17 protein-coding genes and 1 pseudogene are annotated in these 16,772 nt (G+C 63.8%); 11 read left to right on the forward strand and 7 right to left on the reverse strand.

What is annotated here, in order from left to right:
- Positions 1-23 precede the first annotated feature (23 nt).
- Positions 24-668, forward strand: a complete 645-nt coding sequence (locus tag ACIU1A_RS23090) for a TetR/AcrR family transcriptional regulator (protein WP_404925365.1) — start codon at positions 24-26, stop codon at positions 666-668.
- A 194-nt stretch (positions 669-862) separates the two neighbouring features.
- A complete protein-coding gene (locus ACIU1A_RS23095) occupies positions 863-1,111 on the forward strand; it encodes a DUF680 domain-containing protein (RefSeq protein WP_404925366.1) in 249 nt (82 codons plus the stop codon).
- A gap of 46 nt (positions 1,112-1,157) precedes the next feature.
- Here ACIU1A_RS23095 and ACIU1A_RS23100 read toward each other — a convergent pair.
- The 7 genes and pseudogenes from ACIU1A_RS23100 to ACIU1A_RS23130 form a co-directional block, all read right to left on the reverse strand.
- Positions 1,158-2,207: pseudogene (locus tag ACIU1A_RS23100) on the reverse strand (Gfo/Idh/MocA family protein).
- A 13-nt stretch (positions 2,208-2,220) separates the two neighbouring features.
- The gene (locus ACIU1A_RS23105; RefSeq protein ID WP_404925367.1) at positions 2,221-3,006 is read right to left on the reverse strand and encodes a ThuA domain-containing protein; all 786 of its coding nucleotides are present in this window, start codon (positions 3,004-3,006) and stop codon (positions 2,221-2,223) included.
- An 80-nt stretch (positions 3,007-3,086) separates the two neighbouring features.
- On the reverse strand, positions 3,087-3,308 hold the full coding sequence (locus ACIU1A_RS23110) for a hypothetical protein (RefSeq protein WP_140496327.1): 222 nt from the start codon (positions 3,306-3,308) through the stop codon (positions 3,087-3,089).
- Positions 3,309-3,365: 57 nt separating this feature from the next.
- The gene (locus ACIU1A_RS23115) at positions 3,366-3,950 is read right to left on the reverse strand and encodes a sarcosine oxidase subunit gamma (protein ID WP_404925368.1); all 585 of its coding nucleotides are present in this window, start codon (positions 3,948-3,950) and stop codon (positions 3,366-3,368) included.
- Positions 3,943-6,936 carry a sarcosine oxidase subunit alpha gene (locus ACIU1A_RS23120; RefSeq protein WP_404925369.1) on the reverse strand — a complete coding sequence of 998 codons (2,994 nt, stop codon included), beginning with the start codon at positions 6,934-6,936 and terminating at the stop codon, positions 3,943-3,945. Before ACIU1A_RS23120 ends, ACIU1A_RS23115 begins: the two co-directional genes overlap by 8 nt.
- Positions 6,933-7,244 (reverse strand): sarcosine oxidase subunit delta, encoded by a 312-nt coding sequence (locus ACIU1A_RS23125; RefSeq protein WP_140496330.1) that lies wholly within the window; start codon positions 7,242-7,244, stop codon positions 6,933-6,935. The genes ACIU1A_RS23120 and ACIU1A_RS23125 overlap by 4 nt, the downstream gene beginning before the upstream one ends.
- A 27-nt stretch (positions 7,245-7,271) precedes the next feature.
- Entirely contained in the window at positions 7,272-8,525 is a 1,254-nt protein-coding gene (locus tag ACIU1A_RS23130) for a sarcosine oxidase subunit beta (RefSeq protein ID WP_404925370.1), read from the reverse strand.
- A 264-nt stretch (positions 8,526-8,789) separates the two neighbouring features.
- Between ACIU1A_RS23130 and ACIU1A_RS23135 the strand changes: the two genes are divergently transcribed.
- The 9 genes from ACIU1A_RS23135 (at position 8,790) to ACIU1A_RS23175 (ending at position 16,764) form a co-directional block, all read left to right on the forward strand.
- On the forward strand, positions 8,790-9,548 hold the full coding sequence (locus tag ACIU1A_RS23135; RefSeq protein ID WP_404925371.1) for an SDR family oxidoreductase: 759 nt from the start codon (positions 8,790-8,792) through the stop codon (positions 9,546-9,548).
- 111 nt (positions 9,549-9,659) lie between these two features.
- Positions 9,660-10,046, forward strand: a complete 387-nt coding sequence (locus ACIU1A_RS23140; RefSeq protein ID WP_140513719.1) for an SET domain-containing protein — start codon at positions 9,660-9,662, stop codon at positions 10,044-10,046.
- 179 nt (positions 10,047-10,225) lie between these two features.
- On the forward strand, positions 10,226-10,492 hold the full coding sequence (gene rpsU, locus ACIU1A_RS23145) for a 30S ribosomal protein S21 (RefSeq protein ID WP_010911429.1): 267 nt from the start codon (positions 10,226-10,228) through the stop codon (positions 10,490-10,492).
- 140 nt (positions 10,493-10,632) lie between these two features.
- Complete coding sequence (locus tag ACIU1A_RS23150) at positions 10,633-11,475, forward strand: tetratricopeptide repeat protein (RefSeq protein WP_140496334.1); 843 nt, start codon at positions 10,633-10,635, stop codon at positions 11,473-11,475.
- A 201-nt stretch (positions 11,476-11,676) separates the two neighbouring features.
- Positions 11,677-12,153 carry a DUF992 domain-containing protein gene (locus ACIU1A_RS23155; protein ID WP_140513720.1) on the forward strand — a complete coding sequence of 159 codons (477 nt, stop codon included), beginning with the start codon at positions 11,677-11,679 and terminating at the stop codon, positions 12,151-12,153.
- A gap of 414 nt (positions 12,154-12,567) precedes the next feature.
- On the forward strand, positions 12,568-13,578 hold the full coding sequence (locus ACIU1A_RS23160) for a hypothetical protein (RefSeq protein ID WP_404925372.1): 1,011 nt from the start codon (positions 12,568-12,570) through the stop codon (positions 13,576-13,578).
- 9 nt (positions 13,579-13,587) lie between these two features.
- Entirely contained in the window at positions 13,588-14,595 is a 1,008-nt protein-coding gene (locus ACIU1A_RS23165; RefSeq protein ID WP_404925373.1) for a hypothetical protein, read from the forward strand.
- Positions 14,596-14,668: 73 nt separating this feature from the next.
- Positions 14,669-15,151: a DUF992 domain-containing protein gene (locus ACIU1A_RS23170; protein WP_404925374.1), complete on the forward strand. Its 483-nt coding sequence runs from the start codon at positions 14,669-14,671 to the stop codon at positions 15,149-15,151.
- Between the two features lie 176 nt (positions 15,152-15,327).
- Positions 15,328-16,764, forward strand: a complete 1,437-nt coding sequence (locus ACIU1A_RS23175; protein WP_404925375.1) for an MFS transporter — start codon at positions 15,328-15,330, stop codon at positions 16,762-16,764.
- The last annotated feature ends 8 nt before the right edge of the window (positions 16,765-16,772 follow it).

Below are 16,772 nucleotides of genomic sequence, written 5' to 3' on the forward strand. Positions count from 1 at the left end.
CCAACCAGCAGAGGCAGGCGATATTGCCGGTGAGCGCCCAGACACGCCGCGAGAAACAAAAGGCCGAACAGCGTTCCGAACTTGTGGAGGCCGCGCACAAGCTCGTGCAGGAGCAAGGCTATGAGGGCCTGACCATCCGCAAGCTGGCCAAGCGCGTCGGCTACGCGCCGATGTCGGTCTATTCCTATTTCGCCGACAAGCAGGATATATTGTTCGCGCTGGCCGAGGATGCGTTCGAGACGCTTGCCCGGCGCATCGAGGAGCATCCTTCCGACGATCCGATCGAGGCGCTGCAAGCAGTGATGACGGAATACGCCGCATTCGGGCTTGGCAATCCCAATGAATACCGCACCGTCTTCATGACCGAAAAGACCAAGCTGCCGGCAGGCCGGAGCTACGAGGACATAGAAGAAAGCAACCCGGCGATGAAGGTGCTGATCAGCAGGGTCGAGGCCTGCGTCGCCGCGGGGAAGTTGCAGGGTGATCCGCGCGCCATCGCTACCATGCTGTGGGCGGTCGGCCACGGCACCATCTCGCTGCTGATCACCTTCCCCTTCTACCCCTTCGGTGATCCGCAGGCTTTCGTGAAACGGATGTGCGATTTCACCCTTGCCACGCTCAGCACGCAGAACGTGCCTCCGCTGACCGAGACGCCGGTCAACTGCTGAACGATATCTCCTTGCGTTTCCACGCTTCATCGCCGCTCCGCGTTTTACGTGCCAAGCGGGACGGATTTTCTTGGTTAACAAAAATTTCCGTACGCGTACGATTCTGGCTTGAACTCCGCGATCGGTGGGCGTATTTGTACGGAATACCGTACATGTACGAGAACAAATTCACCCATCGAACCCGGAGACGGACAATGAAAAAGACCCTCCTCACCCTCGCCGCCGTGCTGGCACTTTCGGGCTCGGCCCTTGCCGCCAACACGACCCACCCGGTCGAGCACGTGCCCGCCGCGACCTGCGTCGACACCAAGGCCAATGTGAAGCTCGATTGCGCATCGACCGGCTCGCTCGAGAAAAAGGGCGTCACGGAAACCACCGCTGAAGGCAAGGGCCCGCGCCTCGGCATCAGCATCAATCCCTGGATCGTGCCGAGCGCATTCTGATAGCGGCAACACACGCCTTGGCTGGTGCAGCCGGCCAGATGTGGCTTTAGGCGATCGTCACCGGCAGTCTGGCCGACGAACTCTCGAAGGCCGCGTCGATCAGCCTCTGAATGTCGGCGGCGCGACGGAAGGATGGATCGCCGTTCCTTCCCGTATCGAGCGCTTCGGCGAAACGCAGCGCGTTGCGCTTCACATCCGGCAGCGCCAGTGTCCGCCAACGTTGCTGGTCGATGTCCTCGCCCAGGCAGGCCGACAGGCGCGAAACCTTGCCGTCTGTGTTGACCTTGATGGCGCCCTTGGTGCCATGCATGGCCAGCGACAGGTCGTTGGCGTGGCCGGTCATGTAGCGGCTGGCGACGATCGTCGCGAGCGCCCCGGATTTGAACCGCGCCGTCATTGCGACACTGTCGTTGGCATCAAGCACATAATCGCCGATCCGATCGCCTTCGGCCTTGGGAAACGTCACCAGGTCGGCGTGCAGGGTGGCGATGTCCTGGTCGGCGCCATAGCTTGCGAAATCCAGAATGTGGATACCGACATCGCCGAGCACGCCCGTCGAGCCGTGCCGGTTGGACAGGCGCTACAGCCATTTGTCCTCGATGCGCCAGTCGCCCCATGACTTGCTGACCAGCCAGCTCTGTTTGTAGCTCGCCTCGACATGGCGCAATGCGCCGATCTCGCCGGCCTGCACCATGCGTCGCGCTTCCTCGATCGCCGGCGAGTTGCGGTAGGTCAGGTTGACCATGTTGACGACCCCGGCCGCCTCGGCCGCTTCCGTCATTGCAAGCGCGTCGGCATGGTTCGGCGCCAGCGGCTTTTCGCAAAAGACGTGTTTCCCCTGGGCAAGCAGCGCCAGCGTCGTTGCCTTGTGCACGCCGTCCGGCGTCGCGTTGATGGCCGCGTCGAACGCGCTCCAGCCGATCGCCGCTTCCAGGCTCTCGAAAGAATGGCTGATCTTGTTGGCGGCGGCGAACATCGCACCGCGGCCCGGCACCTGGTCGACGCAGGCGACGATTGTGCATCCTGGAATCCTGGCGAACTCCTCGACGTGATGTCCGGCAATGCCACCGGTGCCGAGCAGAAGGAGGCGGTGCATCTTCAACTCACGCCTAACTCAGGCCCTTGTCGCCGTCGGCATGCAGGCGCAGGCCCTTCTGGACGATCTTCTCCTTGGCCTGGTCTGTCGGCACGTTCGGCGCATTGGTGATGCCGGACCATGCTGGCGCGGGATTGTGCGCCCAATGCACGGCGTTGCGCAGCACCTGCTGCACGCCTTCATTGTGGTAGATCGGGTAGGTCTCGTGGCCGGGCGAGAAATAGAAGATCCGTCCGGCGCCGCGCTGATAGGTCAGCCCCGACCGGAAGACTTCGCCGCCTTCGTACCAGGAGACGAACACTGTCTCCAGCGGCTCCGGCACCGCGAAGGGCTCGCCATACATCTCCGTCTCGCCGATCTCCAGGCACTCGCCGATGCCTTGCGCGATCGGATGGCCGCGGTTGATGGCCCAGACGCGCTCGCGCTCGCCCGCTTCGCGCCATTTCAGCGAACAAGGCGTGCCCATCAGCCGCTTGAAGATCTTCGAATAGTGTCCGGAATGGAGCACGATCAGACCCATGCCTTCCCAGACCCGTTTCTGCACGCGCTCAACGATCTCGTCCTTGACCTCGCCATGGGCGGCATGGCCCCACCAGAGCAGAACATGGGTGGCAGCCAGCCGGCTTTCGCTCAAGCCGTGCTCCGGCTCCTGCAAGGTAGCGGTGGTCGCCTCGATGCCCTTATCCTGGTTGAGCGCCGCTGCAATGGTCCCATGCATGCCCAATGGATAAAGGCCGCGCACGGCGGCATTGGTCTGCTCGTGGACATTCTCGCCCCAGACGACGGCTTTTACCGGCATTTTACGATCTCCCAAAGCGCTTTGAATATCCCACTTGGCACCGTCTTGGAAAGATGGCTCCTCAACCGAAACTGGGGAAATCAGCGCGGTTTGCGTCCGGGAACGGTCTTGGCTTTACCCGGCCTTGCGGGGGCGCCGGGGATAGCCGTCCCCGTGATCGACACAGGATCGCTGGCCGGGAACGTATCCTCGAGGCCTTCCTCGAGTTCCTCTTCGGCGTCGGCGCCGTGATGCCGCTCATGCTCCAGGGAGCGCACGGCCGAGCTTTTCCCGGGCGACTTCGGCGTGGACTTCGATGGCATCGGCATTCTCCCTCGACCTGTTGCCGCAAACGGGCGCGGGCGGCAAACGTTCCGGGATCAGGCCGCCGCGTCGCGTGCTCCCTCGGAGAGGAAAGTAAAGACATAATCCGAGAAGGAACGCCAGCACTCGACCCGGAAAGCGTCTTGCGCCGTGCGCAGCAGAACGATCTCGGCCTTGCCGAGAATGGTACGCGAGGCGGCACCCACCGGGAAGGCTTCGAGCGACAGATCCTGCGGGCAGCCCGAATTGATTGCCGCGGCCGCGGCCGGACCGGCGACCGATATCGCGACGTTGCGATGCGAAATGCCGACAGCGGAATGCAAGGCGGAAATCTTTGCACAATCGGCGAGCGGGTCTTTGCCGGCCTCGTCGATGATCATCCATTCATCCGGTCCAAGCCACAGCGCGGTGCGCCCGCCTTTCGACACGGACGTCTTCGGCTTTTTCGGCAAGGTCACGCCGAGCGCCTTCGACAAGGCGGCAAGCGAAGCCTCCGGCGCGCGCAACGAGATACGCTCGGCAGGTGCCAGCACCTCGACCTTGGCGCCTGTCGCGGAGATGGTGCGCCCAGCAAGCGCCGGACGGCGCTCGACCGCCGGCGATGCGGCCGGAGCGGCTTTCTTTGCGGCAGTCTTAGCCATTGAGGCGGCCTCCCGTTTCGTCGAAGAACACCATGCCGGAAACCTCCACTTCGATCGTCCCGCCAGGCATCGGCACGTAGAGCGTGTCGCCCGTGCGTGCGCGGCCGCCGGCGACCAGCGCCAGAGCGATCGAGCGGCCGCAATTCTGCGACCAATAGCTCGATGTGACATGGCCGATCATCTTCATCGGGATCGCCTGCCTGGGATCCTCGACGATCTGCGCGCCTTCTTCCAGCACCATCTTGGGATCCTTGGTCTTGAGGCCGACCAGTTGCTTGCGGCCCTTGGCGACCAGGTCAGGCCGCGTCAGGCCGCGAATGCCGACGAAATCGGCCTTCTTCTTGCCGACGGCCCAGTCGAGACCGGCATCATTGGGCGTCACCGTGCCGTCGGTGTCCTGGCCGACGATGATGTAGCCCTTCTCGGCGCGCAGCACGTGCATCGCCTCGGTGCCGTAGGCGGTGGCGCCATGCTTCTGGCCCTCGGCCCACAGCGCTTCCCAGACGGCCTGGCCGTAATCGGCCGGCACATTGACCTCGAAGCCGCGCTCGCCGGTGAACGACATGCGGAACAGCCTTGTCGGCACGCCGCAGATCTTGCCCTCGCGTACCGACATGTGCGGCAGCGCCTCGTCCGACATGTCGATGCCTTCGACCAGCGGCGCGATGATGTCGCGAGACTTCGGCCCCTGCACGGCGATGACGGCCCACTGCTCGGTGATCGAGGTCAGCCAGACATTGAGATGCGGGAACTCGGTCTGGAGATAATCCTCCATATGGTTCATGACGCGCGGCGCGCCGCCCGTCGTCGTCGTCACATGGAAACGGTCGGGCGCCAGCCTGCCGACGACGCCGTCATCATAGATGAAGCCATCCTCGCGCAGCATGATGCCGTAGCGGCAGCGGCCGGGCTCCAGCTTTTCCCATGGATTGGTGTAGAGCAGCTCCATGAACTTGGCCGCATCGGGACCGACCACCTCGATCTTGCCGAGCGTCGAGGCGTCGAACAGGCCAGCCGTGTTTCGAACCGCGACGCACTCGCGGTCGACCGCCGCATGCATGTCCTCGCCACCCCTGGGGAAATACCAGGCGCGCTTCCACTGCCCGACATCCTCGAACACGGCGCCTTGGGCTTCAGCCCAGGGATGGATCGCCGTCTTGCGCGTCGGATCGAACAGCGGACCGCGCGCATGGCTGACGATGGCGCCGAAGGTCACCGGCGTATAAGGGGCGCGGAACGTAGTGAGGCCCACCTCGGGGATTGGCTTGCCAAGCGTCTCGGCGGCAATCGCCAGGCCGTGCATGTTCGAGGTCTTGCCCTGGTCGGTCGCCATGCCGTTGGTGGTGAAGCGCTTGACGTGCTCGATCGAGCGCATGCCCTCATGCACCGCCTGGCGGATGTCCTTGGCGGTGACGTCGTTCTGGAAATCGACGAAGGCCTTCACCGTCGTATCCGGACCGGCGCCGGGGGCGGCGCCCAGCATGCCGCGCGACCAGCTTTCCGAGGCGTCGACTTTGGGCTTTGTACCCTTGGCGGCCTTCACGCCGGCGTCCTTTGCGGCCTTGGCTCCTGCCGCATAGGCCTCGTCGAGGGTCGCCGACAGGCCGTCCGTGCCGTTACAGGCGCCGACAGAGATGCAGTCCTGTGCATAGGTGCCGGGTACGAAGCGCTTGGTTTCGTCATTGAAGGCGACCTTGCCGCGCGACTGCGAGAACAGGTGCACCGACGGCGTCCAGCCGGCCGACATCAGGATCGCATCGACCGCAATGGTGCGCTCGCCGCCGCCATTCTTCGGCTGCACGGTCATCGACGAGACGCGCAGCTTGCCGCCGGCGCGGATCACCCCGCGGCCGAAATTGATCTCGATGCCGAGCGTCCTTGCTTCGTCGATCACCGGCCCGGTCGGATTGTCGCGCAGATCGACGATCGCCGCGATGTTGACGCCGGCCTTCTTCAGGTCGATCGCCGCCGCGTAAGCGGAATCGTTGGCCGTGTAGACGCCGACATTTTTTCCGACCGCGACGCCATAATGATTGAGATAGGTGCGCGCGGCCGAGGCCAGCATGATGCCCGGCCGGTCGTTGTTGGCGAACACCATGTGGCGCTCGATGGCCCCGGAAGCCAGCACCACGCGCCTGGCGCGCACTTGCCACAGCCGCTCGCGCGGCAGGTCGTGGCCGGGATTTTGCAGATGGTCGCTGACCCGCTCGACCAGGCCGACGAAGTTCTGTGCGTAGTAGCCGAAGGCAGTCGTGCGCGACAGCACGCGGACATTGTCCATGCCTTTCAGCCTGGCGATCGCCGCCTGCGCCCAGGCAAAGCCGCCCTGGCCGTCGATCTTCGCGCCGCTCTCGAAGCGCAGGCTGCCGCCGAATTCGGCCTGCTCATCGGCCAGAATGACCCGCACGCCAGTTTCAGCCGCTGCCAATGCAGCCGCGATGCCGGCCGCGCCGCCGCCCAGCACCAGCACGTCGCAATGAGCGTAACGCGACGAATAATGGTCGGGATCCGGCCTGTCGGGGGACACGCCAAGCCCGGCGGCTTCCCGGATCTTGGGTTCGTAGAGGCTCTTCCAGGCCGCCTTCGGCCACATGAACGTCTTGTAGTAGAAGCCCGCCGAAAACAGCGGCGACGCCAGATCGTTGACCGCGCTGACGTCGAAGGACAGCGACGGCCAGCGGTTCTGCGAGTTGGCGGCGAGTCCGTCATAGAGTTCCTGCACGGTCGCGCGAACATTCGGCGTTTTGCGCGCGTCGTCGCGCACGATCTGCACCAGCGCGTTGGGCTCCTCCGCGCCGGCCGACAGCACGCCCCGCGGCCGGTGATATTTGAACGAGCGGCCGACCAGGTGCACGCCGTTGGCCAGCAGCGCCGAAGCCAGCGTATCGCCTTCGATGCCGATGAAGGACTGACCGTCGAAGCTGAAGCGGGCGGTCTTGGCCTGGCTCAGGCGGCCGGCGCTCGGTATGCGGAACGCGCCGCTCATTTGGCAACCACTTCGCTGGAGTTTTTGGGCAGCTTGGAAGGCTTCGGCTCGCCGGCCTTGTAGGTCATGACGAACTTGTCGGTGACGGTGTCGCGCACGGCGTTGAAGAAGCGCGCACAGCCATGCATGTGTCGCCAGCGCTCATAGATGATGCCTTTGGGATTCGAGCGGATGAAGAAGAATTTTTCGAAATCCTCGTCGCTCTCGCCTGACATGTTGGCCGAGCGCGCGATATGCGCCTCGCCGGCGTTGCGGAACTCAAGTTCCGGACGCTCTTCCTCGCAATAGGGGCAGCGGATGAGAAGCATGTTTTCGTTCCTACAGCTCAGTCATCGTCAATGCGCCACCGCCGCCGCCGCCGCCTCGTCGATCAACCGGCCGGTGCGGAAACGCTCGATGGTGAAGGGCGCGTTGATCGGATGCGGATCGTCCCTGGCGATGGTGTGGGCAAAGACATGGCCGGAGCCGGGTGTCGCCTTGAAGCCGCCCGTGCCCCAGCCGCAATTGACGTAGAGGCCGGGCACCGGCGTCTTGGCCAGGATCGGCGAGCGGTCGGGCGTGACGTCGACGATGCCGCCCCAGGAGCGCAGCATCTTCATGCGCGTGAAGATCGGGAACATCTCGCAGATTGCGTCCAGCGTATGCTGTAATATGTGGAGGCCGCCGTTCTGCGAGTAGGAGACGTACTGGTCGGTGCCGGCGCCGATCACCAGTTCGCCCTTGTCGGACTGCGAGATATAGGCATGCACCGTGTTCGACATCACCACGCAGGGAACGACAGGCTTGACCGGCTCCGACACCAGCGCCTGCAGCGGATAGCTTTCCAGCGGCATTCGCACGCCGGCCATGTTCATGATGACCGAGGAATGGCCGGCCGCGACCACGCCGACCTTCTTGGCGCCGATGAAGCCGCGCGTCGTCTCGACACCGGTGACCGCGCCGTTGGCCGCCCGCTTGACGCCGGTGACCTCGCAATTCTGGATGATGTGCACGCCCCGCGCCGAGGCGCCGCGCGCATACCCCCAGGCGACCGCGTCATGGCGCGCCGTGCCGCCGCGCCGCTGCAAGGCGGCACCGACGACCGGGTAGCGCGCATCCCTGGAAATGTTGAGCGGCGGGCAGAGTTCCTTGGCCTGCTCCGGCGTCAGCCATTCATTGTCGATGCCGTTCAGCCGGTTGGCGTGGACATGGCGCTTCAGCACCTGGATGTCGTGCACATTGTGCGCCAGCATCATGACGCCGCGCGCCGAATACATGACGTTGTAATTGAGCTCCTGGCTGAGCCCGTCCCACAATTTCAGCGCATGGTCGTAGATGCCGGCGCTCTCGTCATAGAGATAGTTGGAGCGGATGATGGTGGTGTTGCGGCCGGTATTGCCGCCGCCGAGCCAGCCCTTCTCCAGCACCGCGACATTGGTGATGCCGTGCACGGTGGCGAGATAGTAGGCGGTAGCCAGGCCATGGCCGCCGGCGCCCACGATGACGACGTCGTATTCCTTCTTCGGCTCCGGCGAGGACCATTGCTCCTCCCAGCCCTTGTGGCCGCGCATGGCCTCACGCGCGATGGCGAATACAGAGTATTTCTTCACGTTCCAGCCTCGCGCCAAAGTCTCGCGGATTTGCGGCCGGGCTAGCAATTTCCCCCGGCGCGCGAGGTGTATCACTAGCGAAACAGCGCTGCCACCCTTGCGCTGTTTGCGACGGCTCTTGCCGTTTTGCGCCGCAACCGGCCGCGGCGTGCGAGGCTAGGGAAATCGGCGGGTTTGCAGCTTTCGGGTGGCTGCGGCCATGCTCATTTGCGACGACGCATCCGACCGCCGGCAAGGCCGGCTTAGCGGAAGGATGACAGAAACATGCTCGCACTCGCCAACAAGATCGCCATCGTCACCGGCGCCAGTTCCGGCATCGGCCACGCCACTGCAAAGCTCTTTGCCGAGGAAGGAGCCAAGGTCGTCGCCGCCGCGCGCCGTCAGGCCGAGCTCGATAGGCTTGTCGAGGAGATCGCGGAAACCGGCGGCACTGCGATCGCTCTTGCCGGCGACGTCAGGGACGAAGCCTATGCGAAGGCGCTGGTCGATCTCGCGACCGGTAGCTTCGGTGGTCTCGACATTGCATTCAACAATGCCGGCGCTGTCGGCATGATGGCGCCGCTGCCGGACCTGCCGCCGGCGTCGTGGCACGACACGATGGATACCAATCTGACCAGCGCCTATCTGGCCGCCAGGCATCAGATACCGGCGATGCTGGAGCGTGACGGCGGATCGCTGGTCTTCACCTCCAGCTTCGTCGGCTATACCGCCGGCATGCCAGGCATGGCGGCCTACGCCGCGGCCAAGGCCGGCCTGATCGGCCTGACGCAAGTGCTGGCCGCCGAGTACGGGCCGCTGGGGTTGCGCGTCAACGCACTGCTGCCAGGCGGCACAGACACGCCCGGTGCGACCACAACCACGCCCGAGGCCCGCACGTTCGTCGAAGGCATCCATGCCTTGAAGCGGATGGCCCGGCCGGAAGAGATCGCCCGCTCGGCGCTTTATCTTGCCTCCGACGCGTCGAGCTTCACCACCGGAACCGCACTGTTCGCCGACGGCGGCGTGTCGATCAACCGGACGTGAGCGGTTCTGGCGCCGGCATGCGGATCAACGCGGGCCGTGATGTCGCAATCCGGGCTTGCATTTGGGCTCGAATTGACGATTCCGTTCTCTCCTTGGAAACGGGCCGGAACCATGCTGCTGATCAAAACCTATGTCGCCCAAAGCGCAATCGAGGGCGTCGGCGTGTTCGCCGCCGAGCCGATTAGGAAAGGCGCCTCGATCTGGCGGCTCGACCCGGATTTCGACCGGCTGATCCCGCTGGAAAAATACCAGGCGGCACCCTCGCATCTCAGGGAACTGCTCGACCGCTACGCCTATCCCAGTCCCGACCGGCCCGGCTTCATGGTCTATGAGGTCGACAATGGCCGCTTCATGAACCATTCGGCGACGCCGAACACGGACTTTTCGCAATATGGCGGGGCAACCGCGACCCGCGACATAGCGGCCGGCGAAGAGATAACCTGCGACTATGGCGAATTCTTCGAAGATTTCGAGCGGTTGCATCTGGCCACCGCGTAGTTGGCTGCCTACCTTGCGAGCGCCCGCTGGGCGATTTGGCCGCCTCCCTTCATTTCGGCTGTGGACAGCGCGGCGTGATTCTGCTATCAGCCGCCACAATTCGTGGTGTAAATCGCCGCGGAGGCTAGTGGCTATGGCCGCTTGCCTGTTGATATCAAACCCGAAAGACAGGATTGCCCGTGCAGGTACTCGTCCGCGACAACAATGTTGATCAGGCGCTTCGCGCTCTCAAGAAGAAGATGCAGCGCGAAGGCATCTTCCGCGAAATGAAGATGCGCGGTCACTACGAGAAGCCTTCCGAGAAGCGCGCCCGTGAAAAGGCCGAAGCCGTGCGCCGAGCCCGCAAGCTGGCCCGCAAGCGTGCACAGCGCGAAGGTCTGCTGCCGATGACGCCGCGTCCGGTGGCTGCTGGCGGTGCCGCCGGCGCAGCGCGTCCGCCGCGCTGATTAACGCCAATATTTCGTCCTTTTCGAAGGATACCAGAGGTGGCGCGATGCGGAATCGCCGCCACCTTTTTATTTTGATGTGACCCGGCCCGGAGGGGGATCCGGACCTGAATGACGCGGCAAGTGAGGACAGGGCAGACATGAACGCAATCAGCGTGGAGAGCAAAACCACATTTCGTGGCTTTGCCCTGGCGACAGCCCTGCTTTCCGGATTGATGCTTGCCGGCTGCCAGACCTCAGGCCCGACCGGCGAGTTCAACAACATCGACAAGGCGCAAGGGTCGAGCGAGAATATCTCCTCGCTGTCGGCAGTGATTCAGCGCAATCCGCAGGATCCTGAAGGCTACAATGTGCGCGGCTCGGCCTATGGCCGGGGCGGCCAGTACCAGGCGGCGCTCAAGGATTTCAACCAGGCCATCCAGCTTAACCCGAATTTCTACCAGGCCTATTCGAACCGTGCGCTCATCCAGCGCTTCCTCGGCAATCAGGAAGCAGCGCTGGCGGACTACAACCGCTCGATCCAGATCAACGGCAACTACGATGCCGCCTATATCGGCCGCGGCAATCTCTACCGGAAGGCCGGCCGCACCCAGGAAGCCTTCAACGATTTCCAGAAGGCGATCCAGCTCGACACGACCGATGCCCGCGCCTATCACAATCGGGGCCTGATCTATCAGAGCCAGGGCCAGCACAAATTCGCTATCGAGGATTTCTCGACCGCCATCTCGCTGGCCCCGGACGCCGCCGAGCCGTATAATGGCCGCGGCCTTTCCTACCTCGCCACCAATGACGAGGACAATGCCTTCTCCGATTTCAACATGGCCATCAAGCTCGACGGCAAGAACGCCGAGGCCTGGTCCAACCAGGCGCTGATCTACGAGCGGCGCGGCGACAAGGCCAAGGCGGCCAAGTCCTACCGCGAAGCCGTTCGGCTCGATCCCACCTACCAGCCGGCCAAGGATGGCCTCGCCCGCGTCAGCTGACATCAGGCAAGGCCGGCCAAGCCCACACGCGTCGGATGCGTGTCCGAAAGGACACGTATCGCCGCAGATCGCCATCAATCCGGCAACCGCGCGCTGACCCCGCTGCAAGCCGTGATCGCCTGCCTTGTTCGCGCCAAGGTTTCAGCGGAACGGTCTGGCCACCCAGCCGTTACTTTGAAGCGTTTTGCGAAAGGACCTCCCATGATCAAGAAACTCGTCTGCGCCGCTGCGCTCGTCACGACCATGTTCCCTGTCGCACCGGCAAGCGCCGGCAGATTGCAGCTCGGCACGCTCGACTGCACCATCGACGGCGGCACCGCCTATATCGTGACCTCCAACAAGGGTGTGTCCTGCGTCTTCCGTCCTTCCCATCACGGGGCGCCGGAAATTTACACCGGGGTCATCTCCAAGCTCGGCGTCGACGTCGGCCAGACGCACCAGGGCCAGTTGGTATGGGCCGTACTGGCGGCGACCCGTGACCGCGACGCGGGTGACCTTGCCGGCAGCTACTACGGCGTCAATGCCGAGGCGAGCGTCGTGACCGGCGGCGGCGCCAATCTGCTGGTCGGCGGCTTCGACAGCGCCTTCATGCTGGAGCCGCTCAGCGTCCAGGCGCAGACCGGCGTCAACCTGGCCGTTGCCGTGACCTCGCTTGAGCTGATCCACTCTCTCAAGTAACGGCACGTTGATCTTCTCGGCACGGACGGCAACCGCGCGATGATCAAAATAGCGCGCGGTGGACTTGGTTCCGCCGCGCGCTTTGCATTTGCGAACTGCTGTGACCAGGCCAAGCTAGCAGATCGAAATTATTGCCGATGGAAGACTTGCTCGTTCTGTGCTACCAACCGGAAATGTTGCGGCTCTGCGCGAAAATGCGCGCGAGCTCCGGCAGATGTAAAGACATCGTCGAATGCAATTTTGTTGCAGCTGCCGGAGGCCGTGATGGATTTCATCGAGCAGTTATTCGGATTTTCGCCCGATGGCGGGTCGGGATCCTTCGAACTTCTTCTGATACTCGCACCATTCTTGATTGCCGCTGTCTGGTTTTTCATGCGTCGACAGCGACGTTGACGAAATGGCCGCGGACTGGCCATGAACCCGCTCCCCAAAGTACTGGATTTCCTGAACGCGCTCGCCGACGCGTTCACCGAGTGGCCATCGAACCTGCGCCAGATCGCTGCCCGGATCTGCGCCCTCGCCAGATTGCTCTGCGAAAGAATGAAGCTCCCCGATCGGTTGGACCGAAGCGGGCCGCAACGTTGCGTCAAGATCAGCGACCCCGCCTACAAACGCCCGGATCCCCTGATCTACGCGCAGTATTATTTGATGGGCCAGGGCCTCGCCGTCACATGGGACAACCCCGACATCGATATCCGAAGCGGCGGCAATCCTGTCGCACCACATATGCTGGCGCCCGACACCGAATATGAAATCGTCGCCCGTATCTGGAACAACTCGACCGAGGCCCCGGTCGTCGATCTGCCGGTGAAATTCTCCTATCTGAGTTTCGGCATCGGCACGGTGTCGCATTGGATCGATGAGACCAGGACCGATCTCGGCGTCAAGGGCGGGGCCAACCATCCGGCTTTCGCGTCGGTCAAATGGCGAACTCCGGCAGCGCCTGGTCACTATTGCATCCAGGTCCTGCTCGACTGGCTCGACGATGCGAACCCGAACAACAACCTAGGCCAGGACAACACCACCGTCGGTGTCGCCCATTCGCCCGCAAGATTTGAATTTCGCCTGCGCAATGGCGAGCGGGAGAGGATGGGATTTCGTCTCGAGGCCGATGCCTATTCCCTTCCTGAATTGCCGGTCTGTGAGCCGCGCCCTCGCCCGAGGCCGCGTCGCCGGCCCTTGCGCACCTTCCCCGGCACCATCGCGGCAGTGCCTGTCGGCCACACCCGTCAATCGCATCCTTTGCCCGCCGGCTGGCTTGTCACGTTCGAGCCCGCACAAGCGGACCTTGCCCCGGGTGAGGAAATCCCCGTCACTGTCAATATTGAACCGCCAGCCGGTTTCACCGGCCGTAAGGCAATCAACGTTCATGCTTTCTCGGCCCGCGGCCTCGCCGGCGGCGTGACGCTCTATGTCGAGCGATAGGGGGTCGCCATGGCTTATCGGCACTACACCAAATGCGTATCGGTCGGAAATCACCACGGCAAACAATACGGGCAGATGATCATTGCGGCGGCCGTGGTCGCTTTGCCGCTCATCCTTGTGGGCGCCCTTCCCGGACCGGCCGCCATGCTGGTGGCGCTTGCGGCCATATTGGCCTATTGCCGCTGGTGGCTGTACGACCGGCTGATCTGTCTCGGTGGCGACGAATGCGCGGTGGGCTGGCTGCTCAAGGTCGATCCGCCGGAGGAGAAGTCGGGACTGGACCGGTTCGACACCGACTACAGTCTCAATCTGGTGCCGGGCAATGTCGTCGAATTCACCAACCAGGCAACGGCCGAAAAGATAGCGCCGTTTGGACGCCTGCTCGCCAACACGCCTGCGATCCAGGGCGCGGGCCTCGACTGGAAAGGTCAGGAAGCGCGCCAATGGGCCAATGACGACCCGACCGCGGTGCTGCATTGCGAGTTCGAAGGCGCCGGCGTCTACGACCTCATGATAGCCTGCCTTGCGGCAATTCCAGTCGCCACGGCCGCCGCGGTTGCTTGCGCCATTCCCTTCTTCGGCTGGATCGCCTGCGCGGTCCTGTCGCTCATCGCGGCGGTCATCGTCATCATAGGCGGCATAGTCGGCCTGCTCGACACAGCCAATCCGACGGATCTCGACGAGAATCTCGGCGATCTTCACGTCAACGATCCGACGCGCCGCGGCGCGGACATCCTGTTCGTCAAGGGAACGTGGGTCTACGATTCGGCACATGACGGCTGGAACGAAATCCATCCCATCAAGCACTGTCAGAAGATCGGCACCTGGAACGGCAGCTGGAACGAATCCCCGGTTCCCGACGGCAGCCCCGCGCGCTGGTGTGAAGCCGTTGAGACGGCAGGATCGCCATTGACCGTCGCATCCCAGCAGGAGCCTCAGAACCAGTGGACGATACATCCCGCCATAGACGGTTGCCGGCCAAAGCCCGACGATCACCGACCGGACCCCGTGCACTGACCTGGCATCCTTCGCTCGCGAAGCAGTGTCATCTGCTCCTCAAAGATGGCTGCAGCGAATGCACGAGGGGCCCATGACACGCAAAATGATCCTTGCTGCCATCGTTGCCATTGCCAGCCCCGCCTTGGCCCAGGCACAGGACCAGGGCATCGAGCTCGGCACACTTGAATGCTCCATATCGGGCGGCACCGGCTTCATCTCCGGCTCGAGCAAGGATCTGAGTTGCACCTTCACCCCTGCCGACAAGACTTTCGCGCCGGAAGCTTATTTCGGTGCCGTCAACAAATACGGCCTCGACATCGGCACGACCAAGCAGGCGGTGATGCGATGGCTGGTGCTGACGCCGCTGAAGAACATCTACGCGCCGGGCGCATTGGCCGGCGACTATGTCGGCGCCAGCGCCGAGGTGACGGCAACCGTCGGCGCCGGGGCCAATCTGCTGGTTGGCGGCTCCTCGCAGTCCTTCACCTTGCAGCCGCTCAGCCTGCAGACCCAGACCGGCATCAATTTCGCCATCGGTGTCAGCCAGTTCCAGCTGCGCAGCACGGAGAACTGATTGGCCGGCGATGCCGGCCGGCCAGGGATGCGGGCATCCACGAACATGTCCAAAATCGCTTGAGCTCAAGCTTGGTTGAGGTTCTACAAACCCATCCGACCATGGTCCTGCCGGACCCCCGAGCCGGCTCCTGGCGCCATGCGTTTGCATCGGGATATGAAATTCGAGGGACCGAAGTGACCGACATCAGCACAAACAGGGTCGACTGGCGCGCATTGTGGGCGAGCGGCGACCTCGCGCGCTTCTGCTTCATCAGCCTCGGCATCCTGCTGCACGCCACCAACGAGACGATGGTGGCGACCGTCATGCCCGCCATGATCGGCGAACTGGCGGGCGTGCAGCTCGTCGGCTGGTCGCTGGCGATCTATGAACTGGGCGCCATCGTCGCCGGTGCCGCGGCCGGACGGCTGGTCAGCTATGTGGCGCTGCGCACCAACATGGTGGTCGCGGCGCTGCTTTACGCGGCCGGCGCGCTGATCTGCGCCACCGCGCCCTCGATGCAATTGTTCCTGGCCGGGCGCCTGATCGAGGGCCTGGGCGGCGGCGCGCTGGTGTCGCTGGCTTTTGTCTCGGTGGAGCGCCTGTTTCCGCGGGCCATCTGGCCGCAGCTTTTCGGTATCATGTCGGCGATCTGGGGCGTCGCCGCCTTCAGCGGGCCGATGCTTGGCGCGATCATGACAGAGCTTCTGTCATGGCGCTGGGCGTTCGGCATCTTCGTGTTCGGCGGTGCGGCGATGGCGCTGGCGAGCTTCGTCGTGCTCGACACGCCGGAAGCGACGAGGCCTAGTGCCGGCGCGGGCAAGGCACCACCCTTCCCGCTCATAGCGCTTGGCTGCCTTGCCGTCGCCGTCGTGCTGATCGCCTCGGCGGGGGTCGATATCGCCCTTCTGCGCTCGTCGCTGCTGATGGTGCTCGGCCTGATCGGCCTTGTGCTGTTCTTCCGTATCGATGCGCTGAAGCCGAAATCGCGGCTTTTCCCCTCGCGGCTGTTCTCGTGGCGCACGCCGGTCGGCAGCGGCATGACCATGGTCGCCGCCTTCTCGGTGGCGACCTGTTCCTTTGCCATCTACGGCCCGCTGCTTCTGACCACGTTGCACCACATTCCGCTCCTAACCACCGGCTACATCATCGCCGCCGAATCGATCGCCTGGTCGATCCTGTCGATCCTTGTCGCCAACGCGCCACAGGAGCGTGAGAGATTGATCATCGTCATCGGCGCCCTGATGATCGCCACCGGCCTGGCTGGTTTCGCCTACACCATCCCGGCAGGCTCGATCCCGCTGATCCTGGTATGCGCCCTTTTGCAGGGTGGCGGCTTCGGCGTCGCCTGGCCGTTCCTGACGCGCGTCATCGTGGCCTCCGCGCCGGAAGATGAGCAGACCATCGCCTCGGCCGCGGTGCCGACCATGCAACGTATCGGCTATGCGGTGGGTGCCGCCCTTGCCGGCATCGTCGCCAATGCCAGCGGCTTCTCGCAAGGCCTGAACCGGGACGCGGCGGCTGATGTGGCAACCTGGCTGTTCCTCGCCTTCGTGCCGCTCGGCATCATTGGCTGCCTCGCCGCCCTGCGCACATCGACGACCGCGAACCGGCTGCCGGAAGCTGTCGGCTAATCAGGCCA

Origin of the sequence: Mesorhizobium maamorense, from assembly GCF_044998965.1 — a bacterium.
Taxonomy (GTDB): domain Bacteria; phylum Pseudomonadota; class Alphaproteobacteria; order Rhizobiales; family Rhizobiaceae; genus Mesorhizobium.

Excerpts from the sequence above, each read along its gene's own strand:
- ACIU1A_RS23155 (WP_140513720.1), top strand. The coding sequence starts at position 11,677 with ATGATCAAGAAACTCGTCTGCGCCGCTGCGCTCGTCACGACCATGTTC.
- ACIU1A_RS23120 (WP_404925369.1), bottom strand. The coding sequence starts at position 6,936 with ATGAGCGGCGCGTTCCGCATACCGAGCGCCGGCCGCCTGAGCCAGGCC.
- ACIU1A_RS23095 (WP_404925366.1), top strand. The coding sequence starts at position 863 with ATGAAAAAGACCCTCCTCACCCTCGCCGCCGTGCTGGCACTTTCGGGC.
- ACIU1A_RS23115 (WP_404925368.1), bottom strand. The coding sequence starts at position 3,950 with ATGGCTAAGACTGCCGCAAAGAAAGCCGCTCCGGCCGCATCGCCGGCG.
- ACIU1A_RS23150 (WP_140496334.1), top strand. The coding sequence starts at position 10,633 with ATGAACGCAATCAGCGTGGAGAGCAAAACCACATTTCGTGGCTTTGCC.
- ACIU1A_RS23110 (WP_140496327.1), bottom strand. The coding sequence starts at position 3,308 with ATGCCATCGAAGTCCACGCCGAAGTCGCCCGGGAAAAGCTCGGCCGTG.
- ACIU1A_RS23165 (WP_404925373.1), top strand. The coding sequence starts at position 13,588 with ATGGCTTATCGGCACTACACCAAATGCGTATCGGTCGGAAATCACCAC.
- ACIU1A_RS23170 (WP_404925374.1), top strand. The coding sequence starts at position 14,669 with ATGACACGCAAAATGATCCTTGCTGCCATCGTTGCCATTGCCAGCCCC.
- ACIU1A_RS23140 (WP_140513719.1), top strand. The coding sequence starts at position 9,660 with ATGCTGCTGATCAAAACCTATGTCGCCCAAAGCGCAATCGAGGGCGTC.
- ACIU1A_RS23125 (WP_140496330.1), bottom strand. The coding sequence starts at position 7,244 with ATGCTTCTCATCCGCTGCCCCTATTGCGAGGAAGAGCGTCCGGAACTT.
- ACIU1A_RS23135 (WP_404925371.1), top strand. The coding sequence starts at position 8,790 with ATGCTCGCACTCGCCAACAAGATCGCCATCGTCACCGGCGCCAGTTCC.
- ACIU1A_RS23105 (WP_404925367.1), bottom strand. The coding sequence starts at position 3,006 with ATGCCGGTAAAAGCCGTCGTCTGGGGCGAGAATGTCCACGAGCAGACC.
- ACIU1A_RS23160 (WP_404925372.1), top strand. The coding sequence starts at position 12,568 with ATGAACCCGCTCCCCAAAGTACTGGATTTCCTGAACGCGCTCGCCGAC.